17 protein-coding genes and 1 pseudogene are annotated in these 16,798 nt (G+C 75.2%); 8 read left to right on the top strand and 10 right to left on the bottom strand.

The window, feature by feature from the left end:
- Window positions 1-20: 20 nt before the first annotated feature.
- Window positions 21-785, top strand: a complete 765-nt coding sequence (locus tag IE321_RS02765) for a bestrophin-like domain (RefSeq protein WP_043231821.1) — start codon at window positions 21-23, stop codon at window positions 783-785.
- A 164-nt stretch (window positions 786-949) separates the two neighbouring features.
- Window positions 950-1,510 (top strand): hypothetical protein, encoded by a 561-nt coding sequence (locus tag IE321_RS02770; RefSeq protein WP_043231823.1) that lies wholly within the window; start codon window positions 950-952, stop codon window positions 1,508-1,510.
- A gap of 105 nt (window positions 1,511-1,615) precedes the next feature.
- Here IE321_RS02770 and IE321_RS02775 read toward each other — a convergent pair whose 3' ends face one another.
- On the bottom strand, window positions 1,616-2,101 hold the full coding sequence (locus tag IE321_RS02775; protein ID WP_190221583.1) for a hypothetical protein: 486 nt from the start codon (window positions 2,099-2,101) through the stop codon (window positions 1,616-1,618).
- Between the two features lie 451 nt (window positions 2,102-2,552).
- Here IE321_RS02775 and IE321_RS02780 point away from each other — a divergent pair, with 451 nt between their 5' ends.
- Window positions 2,553-3,215: a class F sortase gene (locus IE321_RS02780; RefSeq protein WP_043231827.1), complete on the top strand. Its 663-nt coding sequence runs from the start codon at window positions 2,553-2,555 to the stop codon at window positions 3,213-3,215.
- A 63-nt stretch (window positions 3,216-3,278) separates the two neighbouring features.
- Here the strand turns inward: IE321_RS02780 and IE321_RS02785 are convergent, their stop codons facing one another.
- The gene (locus IE321_RS02785; RefSeq protein WP_373316598.1) at window positions 3,279-4,214 is read right to left on the bottom strand and encodes a polysaccharide deacetylase family protein; all 936 of its coding nucleotides are present in this window, start codon (window positions 4,212-4,214) and stop codon (window positions 3,279-3,281) included.
- Window positions 4,215-4,238: 24 nt separating this feature from the next.
- Here IE321_RS02785 and IE321_RS02790 point away from each other — a divergent pair, with 24 nt between their 5' ends.
- Window positions 4,239-4,700 carry a universal stress protein gene (locus tag IE321_RS02790; RefSeq protein ID WP_190221585.1) on the top strand — a complete coding sequence of 154 codons (462 nt, stop codon included), beginning with the start codon at window positions 4,239-4,241 and terminating at the stop codon, window positions 4,698-4,700.
- A gap of 13 nt (window positions 4,701-4,713) precedes the next feature.
- Here IE321_RS02790 and IE321_RS02795 read toward each other — a convergent pair whose 3' ends face one another.
- The gene (locus IE321_RS02795) at window positions 4,714-5,958 is read right to left on the bottom strand and encodes a CapA family protein (protein WP_190221586.1); all 1,245 of its coding nucleotides are present in this window, start codon (window positions 5,956-5,958) and stop codon (window positions 4,714-4,716) included.
- Window positions 5,959-6,226: 268 nt separating this feature from the next.
- Here IE321_RS02795 and IE321_RS02800 point away from each other — a divergent pair, with 268 nt between their 5' ends.
- The 4 genes from IE321_RS02800 (at window position 6,227) to IE321_RS02815 (ending at window position 8,486) form a co-directional block, all read left to right on the top strand.
- On the top strand, window positions 6,227-6,832 hold the full coding sequence (locus IE321_RS02800) for a sigma-70 family RNA polymerase sigma factor (RefSeq protein ID WP_226652697.1): 606 nt from the start codon (window positions 6,227-6,229) through the stop codon (window positions 6,830-6,832).
- Between the two features lie 4 nt (window positions 6,833-6,836).
- On the top strand, window positions 6,837-7,286 hold the full coding sequence (locus IE321_RS02805; RefSeq protein WP_226652698.1) for a PaaI family thioesterase: 450 nt from the start codon (window positions 6,837-6,839) through the stop codon (window positions 7,284-7,286).
- Between the two features lie 128 nt (window positions 7,287-7,414).
- The gene (locus tag IE321_RS02810; protein WP_190221587.1) at window positions 7,415-7,918 is read left to right on the top strand and encodes a hypothetical protein; all 504 of its coding nucleotides are present in this window, start codon (window positions 7,415-7,417) and stop codon (window positions 7,916-7,918) included.
- A gap of 85 nt (window positions 7,919-8,003) precedes the next feature.
- Window positions 8,004-8,486, top strand: coding sequence for a hypothetical protein (locus IE321_RS02815; protein ID WP_372470294.1), 483 nt, complete (start codon window positions 8,004-8,006; stop codon window positions 8,484-8,486).
- A 4-nt stretch (window positions 8,487-8,490) separates the two neighbouring features.
- Here IE321_RS02815 and IE321_RS02820 read toward each other — a convergent pair whose 3' ends face one another.
- From IE321_RS02820 to IE321_RS02850, 7 genes and pseudogenes are all read right to left on the bottom strand, one after another.
- Complete coding sequence (locus IE321_RS02820) at window positions 8,491-9,702, bottom strand: sensor histidine kinase (protein WP_043231838.1); 1,212 nt, start codon at window positions 9,700-9,702, stop codon at window positions 8,491-8,493.
- The gene (locus IE321_RS02825) at window positions 9,699-11,432 is read right to left on the bottom strand and encodes a sodium/solute symporter (protein ID WP_190221589.1); all 1,734 of its coding nucleotides are present in this window, start codon (window positions 11,430-11,432) and stop codon (window positions 9,699-9,701) included. The genes IE321_RS02820 and IE321_RS02825 overlap by 4 nt, the downstream gene beginning before the upstream one ends.
- A 21-nt stretch (window positions 11,433-11,453) precedes the next feature.
- Window positions 11,454-11,837 carry a DUF485 domain-containing protein gene (locus IE321_RS02830; protein WP_190221590.1) on the bottom strand — a complete coding sequence of 128 codons (384 nt, stop codon included), beginning with the start codon at window positions 11,835-11,837 and terminating at the stop codon, window positions 11,454-11,456.
- 76 nt (window positions 11,838-11,913) lie between these two features.
- Window positions 11,914-12,666 carry a LytR/AlgR family response regulator transcription factor gene (locus tag IE321_RS02835; RefSeq protein WP_190221591.1) on the bottom strand — a complete coding sequence of 251 codons (753 nt, stop codon included), beginning with the start codon at window positions 12,664-12,666 and terminating at the stop codon, window positions 11,914-11,916.
- Between the two features lie 40 nt (window positions 12,667-12,706).
- A pseudogene (locus tag IE321_RS02840) lies at window positions 12,707-12,931 on the bottom strand (zinc finger domain-containing protein); the annotation flags it as partial.
- A gap of 108 nt (window positions 12,932-13,039) precedes the next feature.
- A complete protein-coding gene (locus tag IE321_RS02845; protein WP_190221592.1) occupies window positions 13,040-15,124 on the bottom strand; it encodes a SpoIIE family protein phosphatase in 2,085 nt (694 codons plus the stop codon).
- Window positions 15,125-15,171: 47 nt separating this feature from the next.
- Window positions 15,172-16,473, bottom strand: coding sequence for a DUF6777 domain-containing protein (locus IE321_RS02850; RefSeq protein ID WP_229916288.1), 1,302 nt, complete (start codon window positions 16,471-16,473; stop codon window positions 15,172-15,174).
- Window positions 16,474-16,798 lie beyond the last annotated feature (325 nt).

Here is a 16,798-nt window from a genome sequence, read left to right on the forward strand (position 1 = left end):
GCAAGGAAGACCGAGGAACCATGTCCGAATGGCTCGTCCTGACCCTGGCGATGGCCGCCGCGTGCGCCGTCGTCCTGGCCATCGTCGTCATCAACCAACGCCGGATCACCGAGGACGACGACCCCAGCGAGACCCCCGACGTCATCGAGTACATGACGATGATGATCGGCGTGATCTACGCCATCGTGCTCGGCCTCGCCATCGCCGGCGTGTGGGAGGCCCGCGGCGCCGCCCAGGAGGTCGTGCGCCAGGAGGCGCAGGCGATGCACGAGATCTCCGAACGGGTCGAGGTCTACCCGGTGATGGTCCGCGCCCAGATCCGTGCCGACGTCGACGCGTACGTCGACTACGTGGTGAACGAGGAGTTCACGTACATGGCCGAGCACGGCGGGACCAGCCCGGAGGGCGACGCCCTGATGAGCAAGGTGCGCCGCAGCGTGACCGACTACGAGCCCGCCAACGACTTCGAGGGGCAGGCGTACCAGCCGCTGGTCGACCAGGTGATGGTCGCCGACGACGCCCGCGGCGCCCGCGGCCAGAGCGCCGGCGAGACCATGCCGGGAGTCGTCTGGTTCGGACTGATCATCGGCGCGCTGGTGTCGGTCGGGCTCATCTTCACCCTCCAGATCCGGCGCACCGGACGCGAGGTGCTGCTCGCCGGCCTCTACAGCGCGCTGATCGCCTTCCTGCTCTTCCTGATCTGGGACTTCGACGCGCCGTTCGGCCGCGGCCTGGCCGCCACCGCCGCGCCGTTCACCGATCTGTTCCCGCAGGTCACCGACTGACCGAGCGGGCGGGGCTGGACCGTCCGGGGGACACCGGTGCCCCATTCGCGCGTCTGGGATCGCGGCTGTGGTAATGCGCTCCTAGCGTGTCGGGCAACGAGGTGTACGCAGGCTCCACGCGGCCAAACCGCCGCGGCCGGCCCTCGGGACCCGGAGGAATCACCATGCGCGCGATACGTGCCGCGTCCACCGCCCTGCTGGGGGCGGCCACCCTCGCCCTGGCCGCCCCCGTCACCGTCGCCCACGCGACCGACGGTGCGCCCGCGCCGAACCCGCGGGTGCGGGGCGCGCAGGCCCCGGGCGATTTCGTCGTCTCCCCCTCGCTCGTCACCGCCGGAGGGCGGGTGACCCTCAGCGCCCCCGGCTGCTCCAGCACGGCGACGGCGACGGCGGGCATCTTCGACACCGTCCAGATCGCCCCCGGTTCAGCCGTGACCGCCACCGTGGACGCGGACGCCAAGCCCGGCGCCGTGTACACGGTGGCGTTCAACTGCTCGGGCGGGGTGCAGGACACCGTGGACCTGACGATCAGCGGACTGGCCACGCTCTCCCCGACCGCCCGCTCGACCGTGCTGCTCACCCCGCGGGGCGTGCAGGGCGGGATCGGCGGCTCGCAGGCCGGTGTCGGGCCGGGGACGCTGGCGGCCGGCACGGCCCTGGTGCTCGCCGCCGCGGCCGGTACCGCGTACGTGGTCCGGCGCCGCGCGGGCGGGCGCCGGCACTGAACCGGGACGCTCGGGCCCGGACACCCGGAAAGCCCGCCGCCCCCGGATCCCTTGCGGAACACGGGGGCGGCGGGCACAGTCGGCCGACCGGGAGGTTCGGGCCGGTCAGGCGCCCGCGCCGGTCATGCGACGGCGACGGAGGACGAAGACGCCGCCGCCGAGCGCGGCCGCGGCGACCAGGCTGCCGCCGATGGCCATCTCGGTGGAGCTGGGCGCCAGCGAACCGCCGAGGCCGCCCTGGGCGCCGCGGCCCGCGAGCACGCGGAACGGGTGCGTGACGACCCTGGAGTTGTCGCTGCACTTCACGGCCAGGTTGTAGTTGCCGGGCGTGGCGTTGTTGTAGACACGGGCGATCCCGCTGGACAGGCCGTTGGAGTTGACCGAGAGGCTGGTCTCCGGGAAGGCGTTGGACGTGACGGTGCCGCCGTGGCCGCACCCCTTGGCGGTGATCGTGATCGTCGACCCCGCGTGGACGTCGTAGGGGTTGACGGTGACGTTGCTGGGACCGTTGGTGGCGGCGGCCAGGGGGGCGGCCAGGCCGACCGCCGCGATCGCGGTGGCGGTCACCGCCAGAGTGCGTGCAGCACGCATGGTTGAACCTCCAGTGGAAGACGCCCCAAAGCGGTGCTCCGGGAGATTCGACGAGTACGCCTTCCATGACGAACCATCACAACTCGGACACTTCTCTGCACCTCGACACTGGGCCGGTCCGGTGAGCCCCGATGCCGCCGATCGAGTTGCTCCGGGCGCCACAACCGCAGGTCAGGGGCGCGCGAAACGATTGTCCGACGAGTACTCGGATGGGCCAGCGCACCGTCACCCGGGCCGCCCAACGGCGCCCGAGAGCCCCCGGCCGCACGCTTTCTGACGGCCAGTCGGATCCGCGCCTGACGGAGGGTCGGCTCCGGGGGGACACCCGGCTGCGGCTCCCGGCGGCGCGTCGCCACCCGTACGGCGGCGGTGGGCTACCCGTTCGGGCCGTCCGGAGCGCGGGGACGGGGAAGCGCCCTTACCGTTCACACGTCGCCACGAAGGGAGAACCATGCCCCCGAAGGACTTCCGCGTCCCTGAGCGCAGGAGACGTCAACCCTGGGGCGTCCTGGCCCTCGCCATGCTGTCCGGACTCGCGATGATGCGCAACGGCGTGGACATCGCGGGAGGCCCCCCGCAGCCGGCCGCCGCCGCCCGTCCGGTGGCCCGTCCGGTCGTCCCGCCGCCCGCGGAGGCGTCGGCGGGCGTCCAGCCGCTGCCCTTCGCGCCCGCCTCCCGGGTCCGCATCCCGGCGATCGACGTGGCGGCCCCGGTGATGGACGTGGGGCTCGACGCGGACGGCTGGGTGGCGGCCCCTCCCCCGCAGGACGCCAATCTGGCGGGCTGGTACCAGAACGGCATCGCGCCCGGCCAGCGTGGCACGTCGGTGATCGTCGGGCACGTCGACAACAACAGCGGCCCGGCGGTCTTCTACGGCCTCGGGGCCCTGGAGAAGGGCCAGCACGTCGAGGTCGAGCGGTACGACGGACGGGTGGCGGTCTTCGAGATCTACGGCGTCGAGGTCTACTCCAAGCAGGACTTCCCCGGCCCGCAGGTCTACGGCGACACCGGCCACCCCGAGCTCCGGGTGATCACCTGCGGCGGCGGCTACACCCGCCAGAACGGCTACGACGGGAACGTCGTCGTCTACGCCCGGATGGTGGGCTCGCGCTGACCGAGGGCGGACGGAGGGCCCCGGGGGATCCCCCCGGGGCCCTTCGCGCGCGACGCCGGCCGGTCAGCGCCGGGGCACCGTGACGGTGTATCCCTCGTCGAGGAGCGCGGGCAGGTAGCGGCGGAGCGCGTCGACGCTCTGGGACCGGTCGCCGCCCGCGTCGTGCGAGAGGACGATCACGCCGGGCCCTGCGCCGTCCAGGACCCGGCGGACGATGGTGCCGCTGCCGGGTTCCGTCCAGTCGAGGGTGTCCACGGACCAGGCGAGCGGCTCCATGCCCAGTTCGGCGCCGATCTCGAAGGAGTGCCGGTTCCAGGCGCCGTACGGGGCCCGGTACCAGAGCGGCGCGGCGCCCAGCGCGCGCTCCACCACCTCGCTGGTGGAGCCCAGTTCGTCGCGGATGCGGGAGGGCCGGAGCTTCGGGACCAGCGGATGGGACCAGGAGTGGTTGCCGACCACGTGTCCGTCGTCGGCCATCTCCCGCAGCAGGTCCTGGTTGTCCACCGCCATCTCGCCGCAGACGAAGAACATCGCCCGGCAGTCGTAGCGGCGCAGGGTGGCCAGGATGGCCGGGGTGTAGCGGGGGTCGGGCCCGTCGTCGAAGGTGAGGACCATGGAGCGGCCCACGCCGGTGAGCGAGAGGAAGGGGCGCTGCCGGACCGGCGGGAGGGCCCGGGGCCGGACGGCGGGGGCGTACGCGGTCATCGGCTGGAGCCGGTACGCGGAGGGGCGCAGCCGGGGGGCGGCGGCCGGCGGGCCGGCGGCGGGTCCCGCGGCGCCCGGCGGGCCCTGGGGCGGGGACGCGGCGGAGCGGCCCGCGCCCGCTCCTTCGCCGAGCCGGTCGACGGCGAGGGCGCCGGCCGTGACGGTGGCGCCGAGGGCGGCGGCCAGACGCAGCACCGACCTCCGCCCGGGCAGCTGATCGTTTTTCATGACCAATGGTTCGTACGGGGAGGGTTCCGGGCCGCTCACCGACACCGGGCCGCCGTCCGATTGCACCCGATGGGCCGATACCCTCGAAGGGTGAGCGAACACCAGCCCCATCGGTTCGAACGGGGCACCGACGGCCCCAAGGTGATCATGGCGGGGGTCGACGGCTCGGAATCGTCGCTGCGCGCGACGGCGTACGCGGCCGGGCTGGCCCGCTGGCAGAACGCCCTGCTCGCGCTCGTCTACGTCCAGCCGGTGATGGCGGCCGGGGCCTCGCTGGGCGCCCCGGTGTCCGGGACCACCGAGGAGATAGCCGAGGGGCTGGTGGAGGAGATCCGCACCTCGGCCGAGCGGGTGAAGGACCTCTGGCAGGTGCGCTGGGAGTTCCGCACCTTCAAGGGCGACGCCTACGCGGGGCTGGTGCGCGCGGCGGAGGAACTCAAGGCGGACGCCGTCGTGGTGGGCGTCTCGGAGTCGGCGGGGCACCGCTTCGTCGGCTCGGTGGCCGTGCGGCTGGTGAAGGCGGGCCGCTGGCCGGTCACGGTCGTGCCCTGACCGGCCGGCGCGCTCATCGTCCCAGGGTCAGGCCGTCCTTGTCGGCGCCCCGGCCGAGGACGACCTGGCGGATCGTCTCGCGGATGCCGGGATGGCGCGGGTCGGAGCCGTCGGCGGCCCCGAGGTTGACCACCCGGCCCCGGCCGGTGTCGAACCACTGGGGCACGAACTCGGCCTTGGTGACCTCCCAGCGGGCACCGGGCTCCCCGGGCGGCGCGAAGGTGAAGCGCCCGATGCTGCTCTGGTTGCCCCGCGGGTCCTGGGCGCCCTCGTGGTTGATCATGTCGCCGGCGATCTGGTCGCCCATCCCGTAGATCACCCAGGTGCCGTTGACCTTCTCGTACGCCTGGGGCACGTGGGCGTGCGTGCCGACGATGAGGTCGATGTCGGGGCGGCCGCCGGTCCGGGAGGCGGTGAGGGAGCGGGCCAGGGAGAGCTGGCGCTCGTCGGGCGCGGTCTGCCACTCGGAGCCCCAGTGGACGCTGACCACGACGACGTCGGCGCCGGCCGCGCGGGCCGCCCTGGCGTCGGCGAGGACCTTGGCCTCGTCGAGCAGGTTCACCGCCCAGGGCCGTCCCTCGGGGAGCGGATAGCCGTTGGTGTCGTAGGTGTAGGCGAGCTGGGCGACGGTGGCGCCGCCGGCCTTGAGCAGGGTGGGTCGGGCGGCCTCGGCGGCGGTGCGGGCCGAGCCCGCGTGCCGCACGCCCGCCGCGTCGAGGGCGTCGAGGGTGCGGCCGAGGCCGGCCGCGCCGTCGTCGAGGGTGTGGTTGGAGGCGGTGGAGCAGGAGTCGTATCCGGTGGCCGCGAGCGCGGCGGCGACCTCGGGCGGGGACTTGAAGGCGGGGTAGCCCGTGTAGGGCCCGCCGTCCTTCCCGTACACGGTCTCCATGTGGCAGAGCGCGAGGTCGGCGCCGGAGACGACCGGTTTCACGCCGGCGAGCATGGGGCGGAAGTCGTATCCGCCGTCGCCCGCGTCGGCGGCGGCCCGGCGGATGATCGAGTCGTGCGGCAGCACGTCGCCGGAGGCCACCAGGGTGAAGCCGGCCGGCTTCGGCGCCGGGACGGCGGGGCGGGGCGCGGTGGAGCCGCCGGACGAGCCGGCGGGTGAACCCGCGGGGGCCGGTGCGCCGCGGTCCGCTCCTCCCTGGCCGCACGCGGCGACGAAGGCGAGCCGCGCGCCGGCGGCCGCGGCGGAGACGGCCCGGACGGCCCGGACGCGCGCACGGCCGGGTCCGATACGTCTGGGTCCTGTGGTCATGAGGACTTCCACCCCGATCATCGGAAGAACATGTGTTCTGCCGAATTGATCTCCCGTACGGCTCCGAGTCAAGGGACCGGGCCGCCCCCCGGCCGAGAACCCACCGCATCGGACGCAGGAACGCCGTCCGACCGTTCGCCGTGCCATTCGCCGCTCGTTACGACCGTTCGTCGCAGACAGCTGTCCGCTCCCTGTCCCCTTCCGCCCGGATGCGTTCGTATACGGCGCGGACGACGCACCGCGGAGCGGGCGGGGAAGGGTGGCAACCATGACGACGGCGACCGCGACCATGACGACGGCGAGCGCGAGGACGGCGACCGTGACCGTGACGACCGACGAGCACCAGCTCCAGGAGCTCCAGCGGGAGCACGGCCCCGCCCTGCTCTCCTTCCTCCTGGGGCTGACCTACGGGGACCGTCAGCGCGCCGAGGACCTGGTGCAGGAGACGCTGGTCAGGGCCTGGCTCCACCCCGAGGCGTTCAGCGGCGCCTACGACTCGATGCGGCCCTGGCTCTTCACCGTGGCCCGCCGGCTCGCCATCGACGCCCGCCGCTCCCGGCTGGCCCGCCCGGCCGAGATCGGCGACGGGGTGCTCGCGGTGACCCCCGACCCCTCGGACGCCACCGAGTCCGCGGAGGCGGCGCTCGACGTCCGGGCGGCGGTGCGCGGACTGAGCCCGGAGCACCGGGCCGTGCTGGTCCGGCTCTACTTCGACGGGCTCACCGTCAACGAGGCCGCCGTCGACCTCGGGATCCCGGCCGGCACGGTCAAGTCCCGTTCCCACTACGCCCTCAGGCAGCTGGGCCGCTCGCTGCCCGGCTACCGGCCGCGGCACGGCTCCATTGCCCGCCCCCGGGCGGCGGCCGCACAATGACGCCGTGACGCACACCGACGCCGTGACACCGCCCGAGACCGCTCCGCTGACGACCGCCGCGGCCGAGAAGATCCTCGCCGACAACTTCGCGCCCTGGGTCCTGGACCTGGGCCTCACGGTCGACTCGCTCGACGGCCACGAGGCCGTCCTCCGCCTCCCCTGGTCCGACCGGCTGGCCCGCGAGGGCGGCGGGCTCTCCGGCCAGGCCCTGATGGCGGCGGCCGACACGGCCACCGTGATCGCCGTCTCGGCGGCCCGCGGCGGCTTCGTCCCCATGACGACCGTCCAGCAGTCCACCAGCTTCCAGCGGGCGGTCCTCGGCGCCGACGTCCTGGTCCGCGCCCGGCTCACCAAACTCGGCCGGCGGATGGCCTTCGCCGACATCACGATGACCGCCGAGGGCACCGCCGAACCGGCCGCCCACGCGACCGCGGTCTACGCCCTGCTCGGCTGACCCCCGCTCCCGACCGACTCCGCGACCGCATCGGCGGCGCGGAGTCGCGGGGGCCGCGCCGCCCCGCCGGACGGGAACCCCCGGGGGTCTATACACTCCATGTATACGCAGTGCGTATAGTCGCTGCCATGGCCGCACCGACCCACACCCCGCCCCTGCCCCGCCTGCTCAAGGCCGCCGTCGTCACCGCGCTCGCGATCGGGGCCGCGCACCTGATCCTCTCCGACACGCTGCGGTTCGCCCTCGTCGCGGAGGCGTCCGCCGCCCTCGGGTCACCGACCGGATACGGCACCGCCCAGGTCTTCACCACCGCGCTGTTCAACACGGCGCTGGTCATGCCGATCGTGCTCTGGACCGGGATGCGACTGAGCGGCGAGCGGCGGCTCGGGGCGATGGTCCTGGTGGGGAGCGCGGGGTGGATCGTCGTCGTCTGGCGCGGCGTCGACGGCCTGGACGACTCCTTCGGGGCGATCCTCCCGCTGCGCCCGCTCGTGCTCCTCGTCGGGGTCACCGCGCTCGCCTCGCTCCTGCGACGGCGCCCCTCCCCCGCCCCGTCCGCCCCTCGCGCACCACAGAACCCGTCCGCACCGATCCGGCCGGGGAACGTATCCGAAACCACACCGGCGAGTTGAGCAAAGCGGCCCACGCGGACGCCCCGAGCGGAGGAGGCTCTGCTCCGGGTCCCGAGAACCGCGGGGCCCCGACGTCCGGGAGAAGGTGGGAGCGTTGCCGCCCGAGAGCACGAACGGCGCCGGCCGCAGGAGCGGCGGGGGCCTGGCCGTACCGATGGCCTGGCTGTGCGCCGAGTACCTGGCCGACCAGTACCTGACCGCGGCCGGGCTCGCCGAGCCCGGCTCGCTGGAACACCGGGCCTCCCTGCGGGCCCTGACCCTCACGGTCCACCTCTCCGGGGAGCCCGCGCCCGACGCGTGGCTGCGCCGCACCGCGCACGAGGCGGGCTGGCCGGACTGGGTGGCGGAGCGGCTCGCCGCCGAGGAGGCCGAGGACCCCGACGGGGCCGACCTGGCCCTCGCGCGCGCCGCCTGGCGGGCCCTGGAGGAGACCTGGGTGCACGCCACCGACCTGGACGGCGTGCCGGGAGCGGGACCGCGGCCGACGGTGGACGAGACGGCGCGCGCCTGGCTGCCCGCCTGGCGGTTGGGCCTGCCGCTCGCCCATCTCGCCGTCTGGCTCTCCTGATCCGTCACCGCGTCCGCGAAGGATGCACCCCCGGACGGTACTTGGGGAAACGCGCGGTCACCTTCATGCCGGCGCCCACGCCGGTCTCGATGACCAGTCCGTGCTCCGGCCCGTACACCTGGCGCAGCCGCTCGTCGACGTTGGAGAGCCCGATCCCGGAGCCGCCCGGGTGCTCGCCGCGCAGCACCGCCCGCAGCCGCTCGGGGTCCATGCCGACGCCGTCGTCCTCGACGGTGACCACGGCCTCCGCGCCCGCGTCCCGGGCGGCGATGGTGACCCGGCAGCCGCGCTCCCGGTCCTGGAGGCCGTGCTTGACCGCGTTCTCCACCAGCGGCTGGAGGCAGAGGAAGGGCAGGGCGACCGGCAGCACCTCGGGAGCGATCTGGAGCGTCACCTTGAGCCGGTCGCCGAATCGGGCGCCGGCCAGCGCCAAGTACTGCTCGATCGCCCGCAGTTCGTCGGCGAGCTGGGCGAAGTCCCCGTGGCGGCGGAAGGAGTAGCGGGTGAAGTCCGCGAACTCCAGGAGGAGGTCCCGGGCCCGCTCGGGGTCGGTGCGGACGAACGAGGCGATCGCGGCCAGGGAGTTGAAGATGAAGTGCGGGGAGATCTGGGCGCGCAGCGCCCGGATCTCCGCCTCCACCATCCGGGTCCTGGAGCGGTCCAGCTCGGCCAGCTCCAGCTGCACCGAGACCCAGCGGGCCACCTCCGTCGCGGCCCGGACCAGCACCGCCGACTCCCGGGGCCCGTAGGCGACGAGCGCGCCGAGGACGCCCTCCTCGCCGGTGAGCGGGGCGGTCACCGCCCACCGCAGGTCGCAGCCGGGGTCGGCGCACCCGGTGGGCGCGGAACGGCTGCGGCCGGTCTCCAGGGTCCCGGCGGCCAGGTCGGGCACGCCCCCGTGGTGGTGCCCCTCCCCGGGGCCGTCCCAGGCGAGGACGGCGGTGCCGTCGGTGAGGCAGAGGGCCTCGGTGCCGAGCAGCGAGCGCAGCGGGCGGGCCGCCCGGCGCGCGGTCTCCTCGGTCAGCCCGGCGCGCAGCGGCGGCGCGGCGAGCGAGGCGGTGTGCAGGGTGTGGAAGGTGGCCCGCTCGACGGGGGTGCCTAGGTCGAGGTCGGCTGCGCGGCCGCCGCGCGGGGCGGTGAGCCGGCCGAGGACTACCCCGGCGGCGAGGAGGACGGCTCCGGCGGCGCTCGCCGCCGCCCACACGATGCCGCTCACCGGCGTGCCTCCTGCGCGGGTACGGGGGCGGTGAACCGCTCCGGCAGGTGCAGCCGGGCGAGGGTGGCGGCGGTGCCGGCCGGGACGGTGCGCGGGGTGGCGAGCGAGACCAGCACCATCGTGAGGAAGCCGAGCGGCACCGACCAGACGGCGGGCCAGGCCATCAGGGTGTGCGGCCAGCCCGCCGGGGCGAGTCCCGCCCGGGTCGCCATGACGGCGGCCAGCGCGGAGCCGCCGCCGAGCAGGAGGCCGGCGGCCGCGCCGGGCGGGGTGAGCCGCCGCCACCAGATGCCGAGGACGAGCAGCGGGCAGAAGGAGGACGCGGAGACGGCGAAGGCGAGCCCGACGGCGTCGGCCACCGGCACCTTCGAGGCGGCGACGCCGACCGCGAGCGGGACGGCGGTGGCGAGCGGCGTCGCCAGCCGGAAGTGCCGGACGGCGCGGGAGGGCAGCACGTCCTGGGCGAGGACGCCGGCGACGGACATGGTGAGCCCCGAGGCGGTGGAGAGGAAGGCGGCGAAGGCACCGCCCGCGAGGCAGGCCCCGAGGACGTCTCCGAGCGCGCCGCCGAGGATCCGGTCGGGCAGGACGAGCACGGCGGCGTCGGCGGAGCCGGTGAGGGCCAGCTCGGGGGCGTAGATCCGCCCGAGGGCGCCGTACAGCGCGGGCAGCAGGTAGAAGGCGCCGATCAGGCCGAGGACGACGAGGGTGGTGCGCCGGGCGGCCCGCCCGTGCGGGCTCGTGTAGAAGCGCACGGCGACGTGCGGCAGGCCCATCGTGCCGAGGAAGGTGGCGAGGATCAGTCCGTACGTGGCGTACAGCTGGTGCCCGTCCCGGCCGCCGGCCAGCGGCTGGGACCAGCCGAGGGGATCGGCCCCCTCCGCGCGCCGCTCGGGGACGGCGGTGCCTGGCGGGAGGGCGAGGACGGTGCCGCCGCCGACGTGGTGGGCGCCCGGGTCGAGGGTCACCGACCGCTCCTCGTACCGGACCGCGTCCACGGTCCCGGTGACGGTGAGGGTGAGCGGGGCGTCGAGCGCGATCCGTACGGTGTCGGCGACCCGGACCACGGTGTGCTCGCGCAGCACGGCGGGGGCGTCGAAGCGGGCCCGGGGCGCGCCGTCGCCGTACCAGGCGGCGACCAGGAAGAAGGCGGGGACCAGCAGCGCGGTGAGTTTCAGCCAGTACTGGAACGCCTGCACGAAGGTGATGCTGCGCATGCCGCCCGCGGCGACCGTGCAGGTCACGACGAGGGCGACGAGCAGCCCGCCCACCCAGTCGGGGGCGCCGGTGAGGATCTCCAGGGTCAGCCCGGCGCCCTGGAGCTGCGGCAGCAGATAGAGCCAGCCGATGCCGACGACGAAGAGGCTGGCGAGCCGGCGGACCCGCCGGGACTCCAGCCGGGCCTCGGCGAAGTCGGAGAGCGTGTACGCGCCGGAGCGGCGCAGCGGGGCGGCGACGAGGACCAGCAGCACCAGATAGCCGGCGGTGTAGCCGACCGGGTACCAGAGCATGGCCGGGCCCTGGACGAGGACGAGCCCGGCGATGCCGAGGAAGGAGGCGGCGGAGAGGTACTCGCCGCTGATCGCGGCGGCGTTGAGCCGGGGCCCGGCGGTCCGGGAGGCGACGTAGAAGTCGGAGGTGGTGCGGGAGACGCGCAGGCCGAGGGCGCCGATGAGGACGGTGGCGAGGACGACGGCGGTGACGGCGGCGACCGCGTAGGTCTGGTTCATGCGGGGTGCTCCACCGGCTCCTCAGCGCTCGACGAGGCCGGTGAAGTCGCGCTCGTTGCGCTCGGCCCGGCGGACGTACCAGTGCGCGACCCCCCAGACGACGGGGTAGACCCCGACGCCGAGCGTCGCCCACACCAGGGCCTCGGGGGCGGGCAGCGCGAGGAGCAGCGGGAGGGTGCCGACGAGCAGGGCGAGCGCGCCGAGCGCGGTGAGGGCGGCGCGGAGCTGGCTGCGCATCAGCGAGCGGACGTAGGTGTGGCCGAGGGTGGTCTGCTCGTCGATCTCGGACCGGGCGGGCGGGTGCGGCGCCCGGGGCCGCAGCCGCGGGGCCGCCCGGTCGCCGAGGGCGGAGGCGTGGGTGACGGTCTCGCGCCGCGGCCGGCGCGGCTGGGGGTGCTCCGGCATCGGCGTCGCTCTCTGACGGGCGGGTGGGCCCGTGGAGTGTAAGCGGACGGGACGGAATGCCGGTAGGGGTGTCCGGTCAGCCGCCGGCCCGGCGCATCAGCAGGTCACGGAGGTGGCGGGCGTGCCGGCGACTGACCGCGAGGTCGGTGGAGCCGACCCGCACGGAGGTGGCGCCGCCGTCGAGGCGGAGTTCGTCGACGCGGTCGAGGGCGACGAGGTGGCTGCGGTGGATGCGGACGAAGCCCCGGTCCGCCCAGCGCTCCTCCAGGGTGGAGAGCGGGATGCGGACGAGGTGGCTGCCCTGGTCGGTGTGGAGGCGGGCGTAGTCGCCGTGGGCCTCGACGTAGGCGATGTCGTCGACGGAGACGAAGCGGGTGACGCCGCCGAGCTCGACGGGGATCTGCTCCGGTGCGGCGGCCGGGGCGGGCGCCGCACCGGCGTGGACCAGCTCGTGGACCCGGCGCACGGCCTCGGCCAGCCGCTCGCGCCGGACCGGCTTGAGCACGTAGTCGACGGCCTTGAGGTCGAACGCCTGGAGCGCGAAGCCCTCGTGGGCGGTGACGAAGACGACGAGCGGCGGGCGGGCGAAGCCGGCCAGCAGCCGGGCGACGTCGAGGCCGGTGAGGCCGGGCATGTGGATGTCGAGGAAGACGACGTCGACGGCCCCCTCGCCGTCGGGACCGGAGTCGAGCGCGCGCCCGATCCTGCGGAGCGCGGCGGTGGCGTCGCCCGCGCCCTCGGCGGTCCGCACCCGGGGGTCGGCGCGCAGCAGGTAGAGGAGTTCCCCGAGAGCGGGCTCCTCGTCGTCGACGGCCAGTACGCGCAGCATGCGCGGGAGCCTACTTCAGGTGCGCGCGGTGCGGTCCCGGCTACTTGAGCAGCCGGGACATGCGGCGGTCGGCGAGGGGCTTCCCGCCGGTCTGGCAGGTGGGGCAGTACTGGAGGGAGGAGTCGGCGAAGCTGACCTCGCGGATGGTGTCCCCGCAGACGGGGCAGGGTTCGCCGGTGCGGCCGTGGACGCGCAGCCCGCTCTTCTTCTCGGCCTTGAGGCGACCGGCGGCCAGGCCGTGGGAGCGGTCGAGGAACTCGCGGAGCGCTTCCACCTCGGGCAGTTCGGGCATGCCCCCACCCTGCCGCACGGGGGCGGGGGTCGCGCGGCGGACCGGTGCGGTGGGGTCCGGTGGGTCGGTGCCGGTGGCGGTTCAGTCCGTGACCGCGAACTCGCACCACACGCACTTGCCGCCGCCCCGGGACTCGACGCCCCAGGTGTCGGAGAGCTGTTCGACGAGGAGGAGGCCTCGGCCGGAGACGCCGGCCTCGCCCGCCTCGCGGCGGCGGGGCAGGGCGCTGGAGCGGTCCTCGACCTCGACCCTGAGCCGCCGCTCGGGGCCCGGCAGGACCCTCAGGGTGACGATGGCGCCGCCGTCGGTGTGCATCAGCGCGTTGGTCATCAGCTCGTCGGCGACGAGCTCGATCTCGTCGGCGCGGGAGGCGGCGCCCCAGGCGCGGACGGCGGCCCGGATCATGTGGCGGGCGGCGCTGAGGGCCTCGGGGTCGCTCTGGGCGACGTGCTGGCGGAAGCGGCCGCCGGTGGGGGCGTACGCGCCGAGGCGGCGCAGCAGCAGGATGGCGACGTCGTCCTCGCCGCCCCGGTCGGCGACGACGTCGCAGAGCAGGTCGGCGAGCCGCTGGAGGTCGGAGGGGCCGCGCCGGACGAGGGAGGAGAGCCACTCCAGGCCCTCGTCGAGGTCGGCGCCGGGCTTCTCGACGAGCCCGTCGGTGTAGAGCATCAGGGTCTGGCCGGAGTCGAGCTCCAGGGTGGTGACGGGGTAGTCGAGCCGGCCGAACTCGGCGGAGAGGCCGAGCGGGAGCCCGCCCTCGACGGCGACCCGGCGGCAGCTGCCGTCGGCCTCCCGGACGAGCGGGTCGACGTGCCCGGCGCGGACGACCTGGATCACGCCGGTGGCGGGGTCGGCCTCGGCGTAGGTGCAGGTGGCGAAGCGTTCGGTGTCGAGTTCGTGGAGGAAGACGGAGGCCCGGGCCATGACGGTGGCGGGGGTGTGGCCCTCGGCGGCGTAGGCGCGCAGCACGATCCGCAGCTGGCCCATGACGGCGGCGGCGTGGGTGTCGTGGCCCTGGACGTCGCCGATGACGGCGCCGACCCGGCCGCCGGGGAGCGGGATCACGTCGTACCAGTCTCCGCCGATGTCCCGGCCGAGGCGGGCGGAGCGGTAGCGGACGGCTATCTGGGTGCCCGGCACGTCGGGGATCCGGCGGGGCAGCATCGCCTGCTGGAGCCCTTCGGCGAGGTCGTGCTCCTGCTCGTACAGCATGGCCCGCTGGAGGCTCTGGGCGATGCTGCTGCTGAGCGCGACGAGGAGCGTCCGCTCGTCCTCGCTGAAGCCGGTGCGGTCGCTGTAGAGCAGGCCGAGGGCGCCGATGGGGCGGGCCTGGGCGATGAGCGGGAGGTAGGCGGCGGCGGTGATGCCGAGGCCGCTGATGTGCGGCCACAGGACGGGGAAGGAGGCGGCGAAGTCCTCGGCGGTGTCGATGAAGCGGGGCCGCAGGGTGCGGATCACCTCGCTCATCGGGTACGGCTCGTCCACCCGGGTGAAGCGGGTGCCCGGGACGAAGGCGCCGTCGGGTCCCTCGGCGACGAGGTGGATGCGGCCGGCCTCCAGCAGGCCCATGACGAGGCTGGCGGCGCCGAAGTGCTCCAGGGCGTGCGAGTCGTTGAGGAGGTCGATGACGTCCTGGACGGTGCGGGCGTAGGCGAGGGCCGCGGTGGTGCCCTCGACGACCCCGGCGCGCTGTCTGCGGCCCTCGTCGAGGCCGAGGCGGGCGGCGGACTCGGTGAGTTCGTGGGTGGCGTCGCGGATGACGCCGACGATCCGGACGGGGCGGCCGTCCGGATCCCGGTAGACGAGGCCCTGGGTGTGGGTCCACTGCTGGGAGCCGTCGCGGCGGCGGATGCGGAAGTACGCCCCGTACTGGTCGCTGCCGTCCTTGAGGGCCTGGGCGACGAGGGTGTCCAGCTGGCGGCCCTCGTCGGGCAGGACGCGGCTGCCGAGCGTCTCGGGGTTCCCGTCGTACTCGTCGGGCTCGAAGTCGAAGACGTCGAGGGCGGCCTCGTCCATCACCATGACGCCGGTGGCGAGGTCCCAGTCGAAGCCGCCCATGCGGAAGGCGGCGCCGAACGCGCTGAGGATCGGCGCGGCCGCGCCGCTCCCGACCCGTGCCGTGTCCGGCCGGCCCGCCGTGTCCGCTCCCCCGCTGCCCGCGCTCATGGGGCCACGCTAGGGCCGGCGGGGTCCTCGCGCACCACGAAGATCTTTCAGCCGGCGAACGTGTCGGGCTGGGTGGGCCCGGGTTCGACGGGGAGCAGGTCCTCGGGGAGCGGATAGCCGCCGTCCGGGTCCGCGCGGGGGTCGGCGTACGGGTCGGTGTACGGATCCGCCGGCGGTTCGGCGTACGGGTCGACGGGGGCGTCCGGGTCGGGGTACGGCTCCGAGGGCGCGTCCGGAGCGGTCGGGGTGTCCGGGGTGGTGGGGGTGTCCGGGGCGGTCGGGGTGTCGGGCGCGTCCGGGGTCGTCGGGGTGTCCGGGACGGCGGGGGTGTCGGGCGCCGCGGGGGTCTTCGGCTCCACCGGGGCGTCGGGGGTCCGCGGGCCGGCGGGGCGCTCCGTCGGGGGCCGCGGGGTGCCGGGGTCGTCGGGGTCCTCGGTGCCGGTGTCCGGGGTGACGGGGTCGCTCAGGGCGCAGGTGTCGGGGTCGCAGTCGGGGACGGTGTCGGGCTTGCGGTCCTCGTCGCCGTCGCTGCCCGCCTTGCGCTCGATCCAGCTGTCGTCGGAGACGTTCACGATGACCAGGCTGGTGACGACGGCGGTGGTGGGCTTCACGATGATGACCCGGTCGGGGTCGAAGCCGGTCCAGGGGTCGCCGTGGTGGACGGCCCCGGAGACGCTGACGGGCGTGCGCAGCGGGTTGCCGCAGGCGCAGCGCACGCGGGGCGCCCCGTAGGGGTCGACGAGGACGGCGGTGCCGGCCTGGAGGACGGACTGGAAGGCGGAGGCCCGGCCGTCCCGGAAGCCGTGGTTGGTGACGCGGGTGTCGGCGCGGAGCACGACGGGCGTGAGCTCGCGCAGCCAGTCGGCGACGCCGCCCTCGGGGATGCCGGCGGCCTCGGCGAAGGCGCGGAGCTTGGCGGGTTCGGCGGCGAGGTAGGCGACCTGCTGCTCGACGTCGCAGCTGCCCTCGGCGCGGGTGCCGCCGTAGAGGCCCGGGGTGGAGCCGGTGACCTCGCGGATGCCGGGGGCGCTGACGGGCTCGGCCCCGGGGTCGGCGTCCTGGAGGGCGCGCAGTCCGGCGCCGCGGGCGGTGGAGGCGGTGAAGGGGTCGGGGCCCTGGGCGGCGACCGGCTGGAGGTGCACCTCGTGGGCGGCTCCGAGGGCGGCCCGGCCGCCCGCGCCGCCGGATTCGCCGGAGGAGCACCCGGCGAGGAGCAGGGCGGCGCCGAGGGTCGCGGCGAGGACGGCGCGGCCCTGGCTGCGGGCGGCTCCGGGGACGGGGCGGACGGCGGCGGGGTTGCTCCGCGTCCGGCGCTGCGTGGGGCGCACGTTGCTTCTCCCGGTCGTCACGGATGGGTTCCTCCTGTTCTGTCGCAGCCGGTGACGGGCCGCAAGCGGAGCGCGTCCGACCGGGCGGGGAACGCGATCTCGACCTCCCCCTCCCCGGACCCCGTCTCGGTCCGAGGCGGGGCCTCCGTCTCGGCTCGGGCCGGGGGGCGACACCACGGCTCACACGCGGTCGCCGCGTCCGCCCGGCCCGGCGGAGTCGTCTCCACCCGACCTCGGGCCACCCCCTCGACCGACAGGCGTCACCGCCCCAGGACTTGAACGCGTTCAACGGAGGCCCTACGCTCGAACCCGTCACCGTTGAACGCGTTCAAGTCGGGGGGTTGGA

It is taken from the genome of Streptomyces hydrogenans (genome assembly GCF_014656075.1).
Taxonomy (GTDB): Bacteria; Actinomycetota; Actinomycetes; order Streptomycetales; family Streptomycetaceae; genus Streptomyces; species Streptomyces hydrogenans.